Here is a 15127-nt window from a genome sequence, read left to right on the forward strand (position 1 = left end):
CCAAAGGGCACGGGAAAGCTCGCACAAGACCGAAGGTCAAAGGTCATGTTCACCCCCCGATCCTTCCCGGTTGACCGGCCCCGCCGGCTGCGGGCGACACACGGGCTGCGCCGGCTCGTCGCCGAGACCGACGTGCGCCCGCGGCACCTCGTGCTGCCCGTGTTCGTCGCCGAGGGTCTCGACGCCCCCCGTCCGATCACGTCGATGCCCGGGGTCGTCCAGCACACCCGCGACTCCCTGCGCAAGGCGGCCGCGGAGGCCGCGGCCGCCGGGGTCGGCGGGATCATGCTGTTCGGCGTGCCCGCGCGGCGGGACGCCGTGGGCTCCGGGGCCACCGATCCGGAGGGCATCCTCAACGTCGCGCTGCGCGACGTGCGGGCGGAGGTCGGCGACGCGCTGCCGGTCATGGCCGACACCTGTCTCGACGAGTTCACCGACCACGGCCACTGCGGCGTGCTCGACGAGCGCGGCGGCGTCGACAACGACGCGACGCTGCCGATCTACGGCACCATGGCGGTCGCGCAGGCCGAGGCGGGCGCCCACGTCGTCTCTCCCAGCGGGATGATGGACGGGCAGGTCGGGGTCATCCGCGCCGCGCTGGACGAGGCCGGGTTCCGCGACACCGCGATCCTCGCCTACTCGGCGAAGTACGCGAGCGCGTTCTACGGCCCGTTCCGCGAGGCCGTCGACTCGCAGCTGCAGGGCGACCGGCGCGCCTACCAGCAGGACCCGGGCAACGCGCGAGAGGCCGCCCGCGAGGTGGCGCTCGACCTCGACGAGGGCGCCGACATGGTGATGGTCAAGCCGGCCATGGCCTACCTGGACGTGCTGCGGCGGGTGGCCGACTCCGCCGACGTGCCGGTCGCGGCCTACCAGGTGTCGGGGGAGTACGCGATGATCTCCGCCGCCGTCGAGCGGGGCTGGCTCGACCGCGAGCGCACGATCCTCGAGTCGCTCACCGGCATCCGCCGGGCCGGCGCCGACCTCGTCCTCACCTACTGGGCCACCGAGGCCGCCGTCTGGCTGGACCGCTGAGCGTGACCGACCGAGCCGGTGACCGGACCGCGGTCACCCCGCCCCAGGGGGAACCGGGGCGCCCGGGCGTCGTCACGGCGGCCGTCGTGCTGTGGAGCGTGCTCGGTGTCCTGATGATCGGGACCGCGCTGCTGTTCGGCCTCGGGCTCGTGCTCGGGAGCACCGAGGCGGACACCGGGCCGGTGGCGGTGGTCGCCGCGATGGTGGTGCTCGCCGCGGCGGGGATCGGCACGCTGGTCGCCGCCCGCCGGCTCGTCGGCGGCTCCCGCGCGGCGCGGGCGGGCCTGACGGTGCTCGGCGCCGTGCTCGCGATCGCCGGGTTGGTGCAGGTCACGTTCCTCGGGGTCGGCGGCGTGTGGTTCGTCGCGTTCGTGGTGGGCGCGGTGCTGCTGCACCTGCCGGCCGCGCGGGCCCACTTCCGGCGGCGGCCGTGAGCACGCCGGAGGGGGCCGCCGAGCCCGTCCTGTTCGCCGAGGACGGCTCGCGTCCCTGGGTGCTGCTGTTCGGGCCCGTGCTCGCCGGCGTCGGGATCGCCCTGGAGAGCCTCGCGCCGGGCGGGGCGTCGGTGCCGCTGTGGCTCGGCGTGGGCCTGCTGGTCTTCCTCTACACCCTCGTGCTCGTCCGCAGCCGGCGGCGCTTCCTGCGGGTGGAGCTCACCCCGTCGACGCTCGTGCAGGGCAGCACGCGCCTGCCGATGTCGCACGTCAGCTCGCTGCGCCCGGTCGACGAGGAGCACCACGGCATCCGCGTGCTCGGCGACGGCCCGGTGGTGCCGCGCCGGTTCGGTGCGGTCGTGCTGCGGCTGACCGACGGGACGCGGGCCGTGGCGTGGGCCCGCGACGCAGCGGGGCTGCGCCGCGCGCTCGACGACCTCCTGCGCGCACGGGCCACCTCGTGAGCGGTCCCCGTCGCCGCGCCGTCGTGCTGGCCGCGGTGACCGTCGTGCTCGCCGTCGCGGCGACCGTGCTGCTCGTCGCGGGCGTCGAGGTGCGCGAGACCACGGGCGGCCTGCTCGTCACCCCGATCCGCCAGCTGCGGCTCGTCGGGGGTCTCCTGCTCGCCGGGACCGCGGCGGGCGTCGCCGCCGTGCTGACCGCCCTGGCCGCCGTGTCCGCGGCCCGGCGGGCGCGCCCGGCGCGCGGGGATGCGCCGCCGGACTCCTCGCCGGACTCCTCGCCGTCACCGGCGGTCGCCGGGGCGGCGCCCGCCCCGGACCACGAGTCCCCCGACGACCACGGGGACCACGGGGACCACGGCAGGGAGGACACCGTCGCGGACGACCCCGCGCCGGACGGCGGCCACTCCGCGGACACGACACCCGCCGCGAGCTCGCCGGGTCCCGATCGCCGAGGGTGATCGCTTCGGCGGGCCCTGCCGCCGTCCTGGCCGAGGCCGCCCGGGCGGCGCTGGACGGGCGCACGGCCCGCGCCGTGCCCGCGCCACCCCCGGCCCCCGCAGCACCGGCCGCAGGGCGGCCCCCGAGCGTCACCGGGAGACGTGGGCGCCCGGCGTCCCGCCGCCGGCCGGGTACGGCGGCGGGTATGGCTCGACCCCCGTGCGTTGGCGGACCGGTGCCGGTCCGACCACGGCCGACCCACCGGCCCCGCGCCCGGCCACGGCGCCGTCACCGCGCGGCTGGGACACTGGGTTCCGTGACCAGCACAGCGACGACGAGCGCGGGCACGGCGGGCGCCGGCCACACCCCCGAACGCAGCGCCGAGCTCTTCGCCCGCGCCGAGCAGGTGGTCCCGGGTGGGGTCAACTCCCCGGTGCGCGCGTTCCGGTCGGTCGGCGGCACGCCGCGGTTCATGGTGTCCGGGCAGGGCGCCTGGCTCACCGACGCCGACGGCAACCGCTACGTCGACCTGGTCAGTTCCTGGGGTCCGATGATCCTCGGGCACGCCCACCCCGCGGTGGTCGAGGCCGTGCGCGAGGCGGCGTCGGCGGGCCTGAGCTTCGGTACGCCGACGGCCGGGGAGGTCGACCTCGCCGAGGAGCTCGTGCGCCGGGTCGAGCCGGTCGAGCAGGTGCGCCTGGTCAACTCGGGCACCGAGGCGACGATGAGCGCGATCCGGCTGGCCCGCGGGTTCACCGGGCGCAGCGTGGTGGTCAAGTTCGCCGGCTGCTACCACGGCCACGTCGACGCACTGCTCGCCGAGGCGGGCTCGGGCCTTGCGACCTTCGGGCTGCCGTCCACGCCGGGCGTCACCGGCGCCCAGGCCACCGACACGATCGTGCTGCCCTACAACGACCTCGACGCCGTCGCCGCCGCCTTCTCCGAGCGCGGGCAGGAGATCGCGTGCGTCATCACGGAGGCCGCCGCCGGCAACATGGGCGCGGTCGCGCCCGACGACGGCTTCAACGCCGGGCTCAAGCGGCTGTGCCAGGCCCACGGCGCCCTGCTGGTGATCGACGAGGTGATGACGGGCTTCCGCGTCTCGTCGGCCGGCTGGTACGGCCTCGAGGGTGTCGCCGGCGACCTGTACTGCTTCGGCAAGGTGATGTCCGGCGGGCTGCCCGCCGCGGCCTTCGGCGGCCGGGCCGACGTCATGGCCCACCTCGCGCCGGCCGGCCCCGTCTACCAGGCGGGGACGCTGGCCGGGAACCCCGTCGCGGTCGCCGCCGGGCTGACCACCCTGCGCCACGCGACGCCCGAGGTGTACACCGCGCTCGACGCGAACGCCGACCGGCTGCACGGGCTGGTCGGTGACGCCCTCACGCAGGCCGGGGTCGTCCATACGATCCAGCGGGCGGGCTCGCTCATCTCGGTCCGCTTCGCGGCCGAGCCCGGGCGGGACTACGCCGACATGAAGTCCGCCGAGACCTGGCGCTTCCCGCCCTTCTTCCACACCCTGCTCGAGCGCGGGGTGTACTGGCCGCCGAGCGTGTTCGAGGCGTGCTTCATCTCCGCCGCGCTCGACGACGACGCGTTCGCGGTGATCGCCGACGCGCTGCCCGCCGCGGCGGAGGCGGCCGCCGCCGCGACGCCGCCGGAGGGCTCGTGACACCGGTCCGCACCACCGTCCACCTCGTCCGCCACGGCGAGGTGCACAACCCCGAGAAGGTCCTCTACGGCCGCCTGCCCGGGTTCGGGCTGTCCGACGAGGGGCGGGTACAGGCCAAGCGGGCGGCGGAGCACCTCGCGCGGGCCGACGTCACCGCCCTGCTCGTCTCGCCGATGCAGCGCGCCCAGGAGACCGCGGAGCCGATCGCCGCGGCGCTGGGCGTCGACCCGGTGACCGAGGAGCGGCTCATCGAGGCCGGCAACGCGTTCGAGGGCCTGCACGTGTCGGTCGGCGACGGGGCGCTGCGCCGTCCCGAGTACTGGCCGCTGCTGCGCAACCCGTTCCGCCCCTCCTGGGGCGAGCCGTACCTGGAGATCGCGCACCGGATGCTCGGTGCGACGCACCGGGCCCGAGAGCTCGCGGCGGGCCACGAGGCCGTGTGCGTGTCGCACCAACTGCCGATCTGGACGCTGCGCCGCTTCCTCGCGGGCCAGCGGCTGTGGCACGACCCCCGCAAGCGGGAGTGCTCGCTGGGCTCGGTGACCAGCTTCGTCTTCGACGACGAGACGCTCGTCGACATCGCCTACGCCGAGCCGGGCGGCGCGAGCGACCCCGCGGCGACGGGGGCGTGACCGTGCGGGCCGTGCTGGTGCTGCTCGCCGGGCTCCTGCTCGTCGCCGGGTGCTCCCTGTCGTCGGGGCCGGCGGACGGGGCGTTCGTGTTCGGCGGCACCGGCGGGCGCACGACGGTCACCTACGACCCGCCCGCGAGCCGCGGCGTGCTGCCCCCCGTCAGCGGGGAGAGCCTGCTCGAGCCCGGCCGGCAGCTCTCGACCGCGGATTACCGGGGGCAGGTCGTGGTGCTCAACGTGTGGGGCTCGTGGTGCGGGCCGTGCCGAGCGGAGGCCGACGCGCTGGACCAGGTGGCGCTGGCCTCGGCGCCGCAGGGTGTGCAGTTCCTCGGCATCGACGTGCGTGACCAGCGCCAGGCCGCGGCGGATTTCGTGCGGGACCGGGGCGTCGTCTACCCGTCCATCTACGACCCGCCGGGGCGCTCGCTGCTCGCGCTGCGCGGCTACCCGCGCAACGCCGTGCCGTCGACGATCGTGCTCGACCGCTCGCACCGCGTGGCGGCGGTCTTCCTCACCGCGGTGCTGGCCTCGGACCTGCAGCCGGTGGTCGACCGGGTCGCCGCCGAGCCCGTGCCGGCGAGCTGAGCGGGCCGAGGGGGTGAGCGGGGCACATGCTGTTCGTCTTCGGGACACGCCGGACGGTCACGCAGCTGGCGATGGTCGTCCTGACCTGCGCGAACTGCCACCGCTCGGCGGCGAACGCGGTGCTGAAGCTGGTCACGAGGTTCACGCTGTTCTTCATCCCGCTCTTCCCGATCCGCACCCGGTACGCCACCCGGTGCACGGCCTGCGGGTTCAGCGCCACCGTCGGGAAGGGCCGGGTCGAGCGGCTGCGCCAGATGCCTCCCGCCGGGTCGGCGCCCCCGCGGCCGGCCTATGGGCAGCCCTGGTCGGCGCCCTGGCCGGGTGCCGCGGGCGGTGGCACCAACGGACACACCGCCCCCGGGCCGCACCAGCCCGGCGCCCGCGGCGGGTGACGCTCCCGCCCGGCCCGACGTGCGGACCGGGCGGGACGACGGATCACCCGCCGCGGCGGGCGACGAAGTCGGTACGGGCGTGCACGGGCTTCGTGTGCTCGGGAGGGCCGGTGCGGCGCGGGGCCCGGGCGGCGGGGACGCCGCCGATGGTGGCGGACTTGCCGCGGGCCGCGGCCCGGCGCTCGGCGCGGTTCGTCGGACGGGCGGGCGTGTCGAGGGTGGTTCGCATGCGTGACCTCCTGGGGGGGTGCGGGCGGACGCCGCCGACATCGGGAGATCCGGGAGTGCGGACGGCCGGGATGGAGATCGACATGGAGATCGACACCGGCCGCACGCAGTCCCCGACCGTTGCCCGGGGTGCACGAGCACCGCGCCGGGCGGCGGGAGGGGCGGCGGAGGGGCGCCGGGACCGGAACGGGTCCCGGGCCGTCAGGAGTCGATGTCCACGGCGAGGACGCTAGGAGCACCCCTCGTCGGCACGCCACCGATTTTCGGGGCGTCCGTGCCGCGTCCCCAGCTCAGCGGCACGATCTACGACACATCGTCGGAGATGGAGGCCCGCGCTCACGCGCGCGCGACCGGCGCGTCCTACCCTGGTCGGCGTATGAACCTGACCGAGGTGGCCACGTCCGGCCCCGTGCTGCTCGCCGTGCTGCTGTCCGTGGCGGCCGGGGCGGTCAGCTTCGCGTCCCCGTGCGTGGTGCCGCTGGTGCCGGGCTACCTCGCGTACCTGGCCGGGCTGGTCGGCGCCGACGCCCCGGCCGTCACCGAGGACGAGGTCCGGGTCCAGGACGCGGAGCGGCGGGCGGCGGTCACCGGCGAGCTGCCCGTGGCCACGGCGACGCGGCGTCCGCTGCGGCGCTGGCGCATCGCGGGTGCCGCGGCCCTGTTCGTGCTCGGGTTCACCGTCGTGTTCGTCGTCGGGCTCGGCTCGATCGTCTGGCTGGCCGACGCCCTGCTCACCAACGAGGCGGTCCTCCAGCGGATCGGCGGCGTGGTCACGGTCGCGATGGGCCTGGTCTTCCTCGGCCTGGTACCCGCCCTGCAGCGCGACACCCGCCCGCACCGCGTGCCCCAGGTCGGCCTCGCCGGCGCCCCGCTGCTCGGGGCGACGTTCGGGCTCGGCTGGACGCCGTGCCTCGGCCCGACCCTCGCCGGGGTCGTCGCCCTGGCCAGTGGCACCGATGCCGGCAGCGCCGGTGTCCGCGGGGTCGTGCTGCTGCTCGCCTACTGCGTCGGGCTGGGCGTGCCGTTCGTGCTCATCGCCCTCGGGGCCGGCCGGGCGGTGCGCGCCACGGCCTGGCTGCGCACCCACAGCCGGCGCATCCAGATCGTCGGCGGCGTCGCGCTGATCGTGGTCGGCCTGTTGCTCGCCACCGGGCTGTGGGCCGAGATCGTCGCCCTGCTGCGTGGTCCCGTCGCCGGCTTCACCACCCCGCTCTAGAGCTCAGACATGACCACCACGCGATGACCTCCACGCTCCCGCAGGCGTCCGCCGGCGACGCCGGCCCGCCGCCACCGTCGCGGCCCGGCCGCCTCCGCCGCGCGCTCGCGCTGGCCCGCAACACCTGGCGCGGGCTGACCAGCATGCGCACGGCACTGATCCTGCTGTTCCTGCTGGCCGTGGCCGCGCTGCCCGGCGCGGTGCTGCCCCAGCGCACGCCGAGCCCCAACGCCGTCGACGACTACTTCGGGCAGCACCCGACGCTGGCGCCGGTCCTCGACGACCTCGGGATGTTCGACGTCTTCGCCACCCCGTGGTTCGCGGCGATCTACCTGCTGCTGTTCGTCTCGCTCATCGGCTGCCTGGTGCCGCGCTCGATCGAGCACCTGCGCGGGATCCGCACCGAGCCCGTGGCCGTGCCCCGCAACCTCGCCCGGCTGCCGCACCATGCGGAGAGCACGTCGGACGAGGACCCCGACGCCGTGGTCGCGCGGGCTCGCCGGCGGCTGCGCGGCTGGCGGGTGGCGGTGCGCTCGGAACCGGGCGGGGTGCGGACGCTGTCGGCGGAGAAGGGCGCGCTGCGCGAGGTCGGCAACCTCGTGTTCCACCTGAGCCTCGTGGCCCTGCTCGGCGGCATCGCCGCCGGCGAGCTGTTCGGCTACGAGGGTCAGGTCATCGTGATGGCCGACGGCAGCGAGTTCTGCAACTCCGGCATCTACGCCTACGACTCGTTCCGCCCGGGCCTGCAGGTCGACGGCACGGGCCTCGACCCCTTCTGCCTCACCGTCGACGGCTTCCGGGCGACGTTCCGCCCGGACGGCCAGCCGGACTCGTTCGAGGCCGACGTGCGCTACCAGGACACCGCGGCCGTCCAACGCGGCGACGGCGTCTGGCAGGAGCACGACCTGGCCGTCAACGATCCCCTGCGCATCGACGGCGAGCGGGTCTACCTGCTCGGGCACGGGTACGCGCCGCGGTTCACCGTGACGTTCCCCGACGGGCAGCAGCGCGTCGGGCTGGTGCAGTGGCGCCCGGTCGACCAGGCCACGCTGCTGTCCGAGGGCGCCACCAAGATCGACCCGCCGGGCGTCACCGACGAGGCGCAGCGCCGCCGCTCGCAGCTCGCCATCACCGGGCTCTTCGCCCCCACCTCCTCGGGCGGCGGGCTCGTGACGTCGGTCTTCCCCGCGCTGAACAACCCCGAGGTGGCCGTCGACGTGCTGCGCGGCGACCTCGGGCTGGACTCGGGCCGCGCCCAGTCGATCTTCTCGGTGGACCAGGGCATGGTCGAGCAGGGCCGGCTCGTGCGCGTCGCGCGGGAGAACCTGCGGCCCGGCGAGGAGATCACGCTCGACGACGGCACCCGCGTGCGCTTCGACGACGTGCAGAACTGGGTGTCGCTGCAGGTGTCCCACGACCCGGCGCAGACCGCGGTGCTCCTCGCCGCGATCGCCCTGCTCGGCGGGCTGACCCTCTCGCTGACCGTCCGGCGGCGACGCTTCTGGGTGCGCGCCGTCCCCGCGGGCCCCACCGTGCCGTCTACGACAGATGGTCGTACGGTGGTGATGCTCGGAGGTCTCGCCCGCACCGACCGTGCGGGCTACGGCGAGGAGTTCGGCCGGCTGGCCGCGGAGCTCGCGCCGCGTCGGACGGGGGACGCCGGGGAGCCCGACACCGAGGTGACGGGCCGGACGGTGCCCGATCCGGCGGTGCCCGAGGAGGTCGCCGGGGACGTCCCCGCGGTGGCCGACGATCGCACCGCACCCGCCCGCGAGGCGCGGGACGACGACGGAGAGGACGACGATGGTCGTTGACGCGCAGCTGGGCCAGTGGGGGGATTGGCTGTTCGGGTCGGCGCTGGCCGTCTACGTGCTGGCCATGGTCCTGCACGCGGTGGAGCACGGGTTGCTGCGCCGTCCCGAGGCCGCCACCGAGCAGGCCCGCGTCCCGGTCGCCGCCGCCGGGGCGGCGGGCACCGGCACCCCGGGCACCCCGGGCACCGACACTCCCGCGACGACCGACGACGGCGGCCCCGCCCGGCCGCCGCGGTCCCGCGCCGAGCGCTTCGGGCGCATGGGCGTCTCGCTCACCGTGCTCGGCTTCGGCCTGCACCTCGCGATGCTCGTGGTGCGCGGGTTCGCCGCGCAGCGGGTGCCGTGGGGCAACATGTACGAGTTCACCGCGGCGATCTGCCTGGTCGCGGTGGGCGCCTGGCTGGTCGTGCTGCGCCGCCGCCCCGAACTGCGCCGCCTGGGCGTGTTCGTGCTGCTCCCGGTGATCGTGCTGATGTTCCTCGCCGGCACGGTGCTCTACACCCGGACCGCCCCGGTCGTCCCCGCGCTGCGCTCGTACTGGTTGACCATCCACGTCTCGGCGGCGGTCATCGCCTCGGGCATCCTGCTGCTCGCCGGCGTCGCGAGCTGCCTCTACCTGCTCCGCGCGGCCCACGAGACGAACCCGGCCCGGCTGGCGTGGACGTCGCGGCTGCCCGGCGCCGACGTGCTCGACCGCGTCGCCTACCGCGCCACGGCGCTCGCCTTCCCGATCTGGACGTTCGCGGTGATCACGGGCGCCATCTGGGCCGAGGCCGCGTGGGGCCGCTACTGGGGCTGGGACCCCAAGGAGACGACGGCCTTCGTCGCGTGGGTGGTCTACGCGGGCTACCTGCACGCGCGGTCGACCGCGGGCTGGCGCGGGCGGCGTGCCGCGGTGATCAACGTCGTCGGCTTCGCAGTGATGATCTTCAACCTGTTCTTCGTCAACCTCGTGGTGACGGGCCTGCACTCCTACGCCGGCGTCGGCTGAGCCCGACGCCGCAGCGCCGCAGAGCGCGACCCGACGGACCGTTCCGGGTCGTCCGGATCTCCGCGAGGGGATACGGTCTCCGCGCCGTCGACGAGGGAGGGGCCGTCACATGGAAGCCAGGGACGACGCCGGCGCGGAGCGCGAGGGCGGCCCGGTCCGCAGCGCCGACGCCCCGTCCGGCGCCTCCCCGTCGGAGGCGGAGCACACCGCTCCCGCCGCCGAGGCCGTGTCGAGCCCGCCGACCTCTCCGCCCGCGTCCGAGGGCGGCGGCCCGCCCTCGTCCCCGTCCTCGTCCGCCTCGTCCCCGTCGGGGAGCGACGGGTCGTCCGTCGCCGCCCCCGCGGACTCGCCGGACACCACCCGGCGGGTCGACACGGCCGAGGCCGCCCGCGGCGACGCCGCCCAGCCCCGCCACCCCGGCGTCGACCCCCGCCTCGGCGCCGCCGGCCCCACCGGGCGCGTCGCCGGGCCGCCCGGGAGCGCCGCGCCGGGCGACCGCGCGCCCGTGGCCGGCCGCTACACCACGCCCGGCCGCGGCGCCGGTACACCGGCGCCGGGGTCGCACGGGCCCGCCTCGTACGACCTGTCGTCGGCGCACCTGCTGCGCCCCAGCAAGCGCGCGCCGCAGACCGGCTGGCGGCGGGCTCTGTTCGTCGGGACGGGCGGGCTGGTCAACCCCGGCGAGAGCCCCGGGGACGCCGCGCGCCGGGAGCTGATCGCGCGGGTCAACCAGCCGCTGCACGGCTGCTACAAGATCGCCATGCTGAGCCTCAAGGGCGGGGTCGGCAAGACGACGACCACCACCACGCTGGGCTCGACGTTCGCGTCGCTGCGCGGCGACCGTGTGATCGCCGTCGACGCGAACCCGGACCGGGGGACGCTCAGCCAGAAGATCCCGCTCGAGACCACGGCCACGGTGCGGCACCTGCTGCGCGACGCCACCCGCGTGCGCCGCTACTCCGACGTGCGCGCCTACACCTCGCAGGGCCCCTCGCGGCTGGAGATCCTCGCCAGCGAGCAGGACCCGGCAGTGTCCGAGGCGTTCAGCGAGGTGGACTACCGGCGCACCGTCACCCTGCTCGAGCACTTCTACAACGTCGTGCTCACCGACTGCGGCACCGGGCTGATGCATTCGGCGATGAAGGGCGTGCTCGACGTCGCGGACTCGCTGCTCATCGTCTCGTCGGCCTCGATCGACGGGGCCCGCAGCGCCTCGGCGACCCTGGACTGGCTCGACGCCCACGGCTACCGCGACCTCGTGTCCCGGTCGGTGGCCGTCATCAACTACGTGCGCCGCTCCTCGGGCAACGTCGACCTCGACCGCGTGTCCGACCACTTCGCGGCGCGCTGCCGGGCCGTGGTGCGCATGCCGTTCGACGCGCACCTCGAGGAGGGCGCCGAGATCGAGCTGGACAAGCTCGCCGGGCGCACCCGCTCCGCGTTGCTCGAGCTCGCCGCGACGGTGGCCGACGACTTCGGCCGGGCGGGCTCCCGCGTGCGGCGTCCCGTCATCCCGCGCTGAGGTCCTCCGGAGACGACGGCGGGGCGCCCCCGGTGAACCGGGAACGCCCCTCCGTGCTGATCCGCGCGGATGCTTCAGGTCGAGGGCGGGTCCTCGCGCTGGATCTTCTCGTCGAGCGACCGCAGGAACTCCGGGTCGTCGTCGGGGGCGACCGGGCGGCGGGGCCGCTGCGGGCGTCGCGGCGAGGCCGCCCGCGTGGGTCCGGTGGGGGCGTCCTCGGCCGTGCCGCCGGGACCGCCGTCGTGTCCGGCCTGGGCCGCCTGCGCGGCCATCACCTTCCACAGCAACGTCCCCACGACGACCAGGACCAGCACGGCCACGAGGAACGGGATCACCACTGGGACGCCTCCAGCCTCTCGACGTCGCCGACCGCGGGTGGTCCACGGACCGGTTGGGCACCACGCTACCGGTCGCGTGTGGAGTCCGCGTGGCGTGCGTCGGGCGGCCGTCGGGTGGCGGTCGGGTGGCCGGGGTGAGCGGAGGTGAGCGGAGGCGCCCGGCCCCTACCGGTGCGCCTCGCTGGTCAGGCCGTCGAGCAGGGTGCGCACCTCGGACTCGCGGAAACGCCGGTGGCCGCCGGGCGTGCGGATGGAGCCGATGCGTCCCGCCGACGCCCAGCGCGTGACGGTCTTGGGGTCGACGCGGAACATCGCGGCGACCTCGCCCGGGGTCATGAGCCGCTCGTTCGCCTCGTGAGCGACGGACATGTCGGTCCACCTTCCCTCTCTCGCCCGTGGGCCCGCGCCGTCGGCCGTGCAGGGACCGGCTCCGAGTGGCACTCGGAGTACCGGGCACCCGCCGTCGGGCGGAGCGGACGTGACACGACGATCGTGACACCCGCCCCCTCACGTACTCGAACGCTTGTATCCAGGTAAAGGGACCACAAAGGACGAAACGGGACACGTCCGGCGCCGGGGGTGGGTCGCCGCGATGATGCCTACCCTGGTGGCGTGACCTCCGAGGAACCGCGCCCCGGCGAGGGCGTCCGGACCGATCCGGGCGCGCCGTCCACCACGGGCGCCACCGGATCGCCGGGACGCGTCGCGCTGGCGATCGTGCTGTACGTCGGGGTGCGCCTGCTGATCGTCGCCGTGCTCACCGGGGTGCTCGTCGCCGTGGGGCTGCCCCTGCTCGTGGCCATGCTCGTGGCGCTGGTCGTGGCCCTGCCGCTGTCCGTCGTGCTGTTCCGCGGTCTGCGGGCCCGCCTCAACGCCGAGATCGACGCGGCCACCTCCGCGCGTCGCGAGCGTCGCGAGCGGCTGCGGGCCGAACTGCGCGGGGAGACCGGGCCGGACGCGGGGGAGGGTTCGTGACCGGGCCGGCGACGGACGCGCCCCGGGTGCGGTGACCCTCACGTCAGCGCCAGCCCCAGCGCCGTCGCCGCCCCCCACACGAGCAGCCCGAGCGCGGTGTCGCGCAGCACCGGGATCAGCTGCGGACCCGTCGCCCCCGAGAGGACCCGGCGCAGCCCGGGCACGAGCAGGATCAGGGCCAGCAGTCCCAGCAACGCGCCCCACGCGCGCAGGCTGAGCACCAGCGTCATGCCCAGCGGCACGACGACGAGCGCGGCGTAGAGCACGCGGGTGTCCCGGTCGCCGAGCACCACCGCCAGCGTGCGCTTGCCCGTCTCGGCGTCGGAGCCGACGTCGCGCAGGTTGTTCGCCACGAGCACCGCGCACGCCAGCAGGCCCACGCCCACCGACGCCCCGATCCCGAGCCCGCTGGCCCGGCCCGTCTGCACGTACTCGGTGCCCAGCACGGCGACGGGCCCGAAGAACACGAACACCGCGACCTCGCCCAGCCCGCGGTAGCCGTAGGGCCGCGAGCCGCCGGTGTAGAACCACGCGCCGAGCAGGCAGACCGCGCCGACGACGATCAGCCACCAGTAGCCGCTGTAGAGCGAGAGCGCGACGCCGGCCGCCGCGGCGAGCCCGAGGCAGAGCATCGCCGCCCGCTTGACCTTGTAGGGCTGGGCCGCGCCCGACCCGACGAGGCGCAGCGGCCCCACGCGGTCGTCGTCGGTGCCGCGCACGCCGTCGGAGTAGTCGTTCGCGTAGTTGACCCCCACGACGAGCGACACGGACACGACGAGGGCCAGCACCGCGGCCAGGGGGTCGAAGCCGCCGACCCCGGCGGCCGCCCCGGTGCCCGCGAGGACCGGCGCGACCGCGGTGGGCAGCGTGCGCGGCCGAGCCCCCTCCACCCACTCCGTCACCGTCGCCACGCCCCGCGAGCCTAGTGCCGGCTAGGCGCAGGGCGGCAGCGGCGGCGCGCCCTGGATGGAGGCCGCGGGCACGTAGCGGTCGGGTCGTGTGCGCAGCCAGAGGTTGCTCGTGCCCTGGCTCCCGGTGACGGGCGTGCCGACGACCTGGCACTGCAGCTCCACCTGCGCGCCGTCGCCCACCAGCCCGGAGTCGACGCCCGCCGCGTCGGGCGTCGCCCGTTCGATCACGGGCCCGGCACCGCCGGTGACCGCGCGGCCGAGGGCCCCGCCGCGAGCGGTCCAGAGGTAGTCGACGGTGACGAACGCGTTGTCGCGCAGGCCCAGGCCCCAGAAGGTGCCGTCGGCGAGATCGATGCCCGCGCCGTTCTTCACCTGCCGGCCGAAGCCGTCCCGGCCGCCGTTGTACTCGTCCTCGAACGCGGCCTGGGCCTGCGGGCGGCCCTGGGGCAGGTCCTTCCACGACTGCCGCTGCGCGGGCGGGTTCCAGTAGTCGTCGGTGGTGTTCCACGGCCCGACGTCCCAGACGGGCACGGTGGCGCAGCGCCCGGCGTCGGTGCAGACGCGCACGCTGTAGTCCCCGCGGCCCCGGGGCGAGAGGGCGCGGCGCGAGGGGAGGGCGACGAACTGGTCGTGGGGCACGATCCGGTGCCCGTTGGCGGTGGTGCCGCCGACGAGGCCCTCGCGCGTGGCGAACACCCGGTAGCTCGCGCGCGGCTCGACGGTGCGCGGCCCGGTCGGGACCGCGTCGGCGAGCACCTCGAGCCCGCGCACCGTGGGCCCGGCCGACCCCGTGGGTGCGACGAGGGCGAGGCGCACCGCCACGGTGCGCGTCGGCTCGGGCAGCATCGCCGGCGCGCCGGGCTCGGCGGGGACCCACTCGCTCCACTGCCCGTCCGCGCCCTGCCCGCGCACGTCGACGGCCACCGCGGAGCCGGGCGGCACGTCGCCGGTCACCGGGGCGTCGATGCGGTTCACGGGGGTCGCGAACCGGTGGGCGCCGAGGTCGAGCAGGCCCTGGCGCTGGGCGCCGCGCAGGGCGGCCGGCCCGGTCTCGGTGCCGTCCCGGGTCGTGCTCAGGCGCGCCGTGCCCTCGACGACCTTGACGCCGGTGGTCGTCCCGGCCAGCGGCGGCACCCAGCGTTGGGGTCCCTCGGCGGCGGCGGCGGCCGCGGGCGTCGGGGCCGTCGGCGGCGGGCCGGGCTCGGCCCGTGCCGGGATGGTGGCGGCGGTGGTCGTGGCGGTCAGGGCGACGGCGAGCGCGGCCGTGGCCACGACGAGACCCACCCGTCGCGTCCGCCGGCCCGCGACGCCGTCCGCCGGGCGCGGGGACGGGTGAGGTCCAGCCGTGTCGGTGTGCACGTCGCCGCCAACGGTGCGGTCCCCGGGCGCGGTGCCGGTCCGGTGCGGGATCCGCTCGATGGCGTGTCATCCGGTCGAGCGTTTCGCCCCCCGTCCGGCGCGTCGGCTCGACCTCCCGCCGTGCG

18 protein-coding genes are annotated in these 15127 nt (G+C 76.0%); 13 read left to right on the forward strand and 5 right to left on the reverse strand.

Annotated elements, in window-relative coordinates:
- Window positions 1-45 precede the first annotated feature (45 nt).
- From hemB to C8D89_RS12000, 8 genes are all read left to right on the forward strand, one after another.
- Window positions 46-1035: a porphobilinogen synthase gene (gene hemB / locus C8D89_RS11965; RefSeq protein ID WP_116708341.1), complete on the forward strand. Its 990-nt coding sequence runs from the start codon at window positions 46-48 to the stop codon at window positions 1033-1035.
- A gap of 2 nt (window positions 1036-1037) precedes the next feature.
- Window positions 1038-1469 (forward strand): hypothetical protein, encoded by a 432-nt coding sequence (locus C8D89_RS11970; protein WP_116708342.1) that lies wholly within the window; start codon window positions 1038-1040, stop codon window positions 1467-1469.
- Window positions 1466-1933 carry a DUF3093 family protein gene (locus tag C8D89_RS11975; protein WP_116708343.1) on the forward strand — a complete coding sequence of 156 codons (468 nt, stop codon included), beginning with the start codon at window positions 1466-1468 and terminating at the stop codon, window positions 1931-1933. Before C8D89_RS11970 ends, C8D89_RS11975 begins: the two co-directional genes overlap by 4 nt.
- Window positions 1930-2391: a hypothetical protein gene (locus C8D89_RS11980; protein WP_116708344.1), complete on the forward strand. Its 462-nt coding sequence runs from the start codon at window positions 1930-1932 to the stop codon at window positions 2389-2391. The genes C8D89_RS11975 and C8D89_RS11980 overlap by 4 nt, the downstream gene beginning before the upstream one ends.
- A gap of 296 nt (window positions 2392-2687) precedes the next feature.
- Window positions 2688-4040 (forward strand): glutamate-1-semialdehyde 2,1-aminomutase, encoded by a 1353-nt coding sequence (gene hemL, locus C8D89_RS11985; RefSeq protein ID WP_243418040.1) that lies wholly within the window; start codon window positions 2688-2690, stop codon window positions 4038-4040.
- On the forward strand, window positions 4037-4672 hold the full coding sequence (locus C8D89_RS11990; RefSeq protein WP_116708346.1) for a histidine phosphatase family protein: 636 nt from the start codon (window positions 4037-4039) through the stop codon (window positions 4670-4672). Before hemL ends, C8D89_RS11990 begins: the two co-directional genes overlap by 4 nt.
- A 2-nt stretch (window positions 4673-4674) precedes the next feature.
- Window positions 4675-5256: a TlpA family protein disulfide reductase gene (locus tag C8D89_RS11995; protein ID WP_243418059.1), complete on the forward strand. Its 582-nt coding sequence runs from the start codon at window positions 4675-4677 to the stop codon at window positions 5254-5256.
- A 26-nt stretch (window positions 5257-5282) separates the two neighbouring features.
- Window positions 5283-5648 (forward strand): zinc-ribbon domain-containing protein, encoded by a 366-nt coding sequence (locus C8D89_RS12000; RefSeq protein ID WP_207787184.1) that lies wholly within the window; start codon window positions 5283-5285, stop codon window positions 5646-5648.
- A 43-nt stretch (window positions 5649-5691) separates the two neighbouring features.
- On the opposite strand, the gene C8D89_RS12005 is transcribed toward C8D89_RS12000, so the two are convergent.
- Window positions 5692-5877, reverse strand: coding sequence for a hypothetical protein (locus tag C8D89_RS12005; protein ID WP_116708347.1), 186 nt, complete (start codon window positions 5875-5877; stop codon window positions 5692-5694).
- A 375-nt stretch (window positions 5878-6252) separates the two neighbouring features.
- Between C8D89_RS12005 and C8D89_RS12010 the strand changes: the two genes are divergently transcribed.
- From C8D89_RS12010 to C8D89_RS12025, 4 genes are all read left to right on the forward strand, one after another.
- Complete coding sequence (locus C8D89_RS12010; RefSeq protein ID WP_116708348.1) at window positions 6253-7092, forward strand: cytochrome c biogenesis CcdA family protein; 840 nt, start codon at window positions 6253-6255, stop codon at window positions 7090-7092.
- 23 nt (window positions 7093-7115) lie between these two features.
- Window positions 7116-8906, forward strand: a complete 1791-nt coding sequence (gene resB / locus C8D89_RS12015; protein ID WP_116708349.1) for a cytochrome c biogenesis protein ResB — start codon at window positions 7116-7118, stop codon at window positions 8904-8906.
- Entirely contained in the window at window positions 8896-9897 is a 1002-nt protein-coding gene (gene ccsB / locus C8D89_RS12020; RefSeq protein WP_116708350.1) for a c-type cytochrome biogenesis protein CcsB, read from the forward strand. The genes resB and ccsB overlap by 11 nt, the downstream gene beginning before the upstream one ends.
- Window positions 9898-10006: 109 nt before the next feature.
- Window positions 10007-11419 carry a MinD/ParA family ATP-binding protein gene (locus C8D89_RS12025; RefSeq protein WP_116708351.1) on the forward strand — a complete coding sequence of 471 codons (1413 nt, stop codon included), beginning with the start codon at window positions 10007-10009 and terminating at the stop codon, window positions 11417-11419.
- A 74-nt stretch (window positions 11420-11493) separates the two neighbouring features.
- Here C8D89_RS12025 and C8D89_RS12030 read toward each other — a convergent pair whose 3' ends face one another.
- Window positions 11494-11757 carry a hypothetical protein gene (locus C8D89_RS12030; protein WP_207787185.1) on the reverse strand — a complete coding sequence of 88 codons (264 nt, stop codon included), beginning with the start codon at window positions 11755-11757 and terminating at the stop codon, window positions 11494-11496.
- 165 nt (window positions 11758-11922) lie between these two features.
- Window positions 11923-12126, reverse strand: coding sequence for a BldC family transcriptional regulator (locus C8D89_RS12035; RefSeq protein ID WP_116708352.1), 204 nt, complete (start codon window positions 12124-12126; stop codon window positions 11923-11925).
- Between the two features lie 243 nt (window positions 12127-12369).
- Between C8D89_RS12035 and C8D89_RS12040 the strand changes: the two genes are divergently transcribed.
- A complete protein-coding gene (locus C8D89_RS12040) occupies window positions 12370-12732 on the forward strand; it encodes a DUF4229 domain-containing protein (RefSeq protein ID WP_243418041.1) in 363 nt (120 codons plus the stop codon).
- Between the two features lie 38 nt (window positions 12733-12770).
- On the opposite strand, the gene C8D89_RS12045 is transcribed toward C8D89_RS12040, so the two are convergent.
- Together C8D89_RS12045 and C8D89_RS12050 are read right to left on the reverse strand one after the other, a co-directional pair.
- Window positions 12771-13643 (reverse strand): 1,4-dihydroxy-2-naphthoate polyprenyltransferase, encoded by an 873-nt coding sequence (locus tag C8D89_RS12045; protein WP_116708353.1) that lies wholly within the window; start codon window positions 13641-13643, stop codon window positions 12771-12773.
- Window positions 13644-13664: 21 nt separating this feature from the next.
- Window positions 13665-14927, reverse strand: a complete 1263-nt coding sequence (locus C8D89_RS12050) for a hypothetical protein (RefSeq protein WP_116708354.1) — start codon at window positions 14925-14927, stop codon at window positions 13665-13667.
- Window positions 14928-15127 lie beyond the last annotated feature (200 nt).

The sequence above is a fragment of the Actinomycetospora cinnamomea genome (genome assembly GCF_003096675.1).
In the GTDB taxonomy this organism is placed as follows: domain Bacteria; phylum Actinomycetota; class Actinomycetes; order Mycobacteriales; family Pseudonocardiaceae; genus Actinomycetospora; species Actinomycetospora cinnamomea.

Coding starts and splice junctions, on each gene's coding strand:
- hemB (WP_116708341.1), top strand. CDS start 46: ATGTTCACCCCCCGATCCTTCCCGGTTGACCGGCCCCGCCGGCTGCGG.
- C8D89_RS12000 (WP_207787184.1), top strand. CDS start 5,283: ATGCTGTTCGTCTTCGGGACACGCCGGACGGTCACGCAGCTGGCGATG.
- C8D89_RS12005 (WP_116708347.1), bottom strand. CDS start 5,877: ATGCGAACCACCCTCGACACGCCCGCCCGTCCGACGAACCGCGCCGAG.
- C8D89_RS12010 (WP_116708348.1), top strand. CDS start 6,253: ATGAACCTGACCGAGGTGGCCACGTCCGGCCCCGTGCTGCTCGCCGTG.
- resB (WP_116708349.1), top strand. CDS start 7,116: ATGACCTCCACGCTCCCGCAGGCGTCCGCCGGCGACGCCGGCCCGCCG.
- ccsB (WP_116708350.1), top strand. CDS start 8,896: ATGGTCGTTGACGCGCAGCTGGGCCAGTGGGGGGATTGGCTGTTCGGG.
- C8D89_RS12025 (WP_116708351.1), top strand. CDS start 10,007: ATGGAAGCCAGGGACGACGCCGGCGCGGAGCGCGAGGGCGGCCCGGTC.
- C8D89_RS12035 (WP_116708352.1), bottom strand. CDS start 12,126: ATGTCCGTCGCTCACGAGGCGAACGAGCGGCTCATGACCCCGGGCGAG.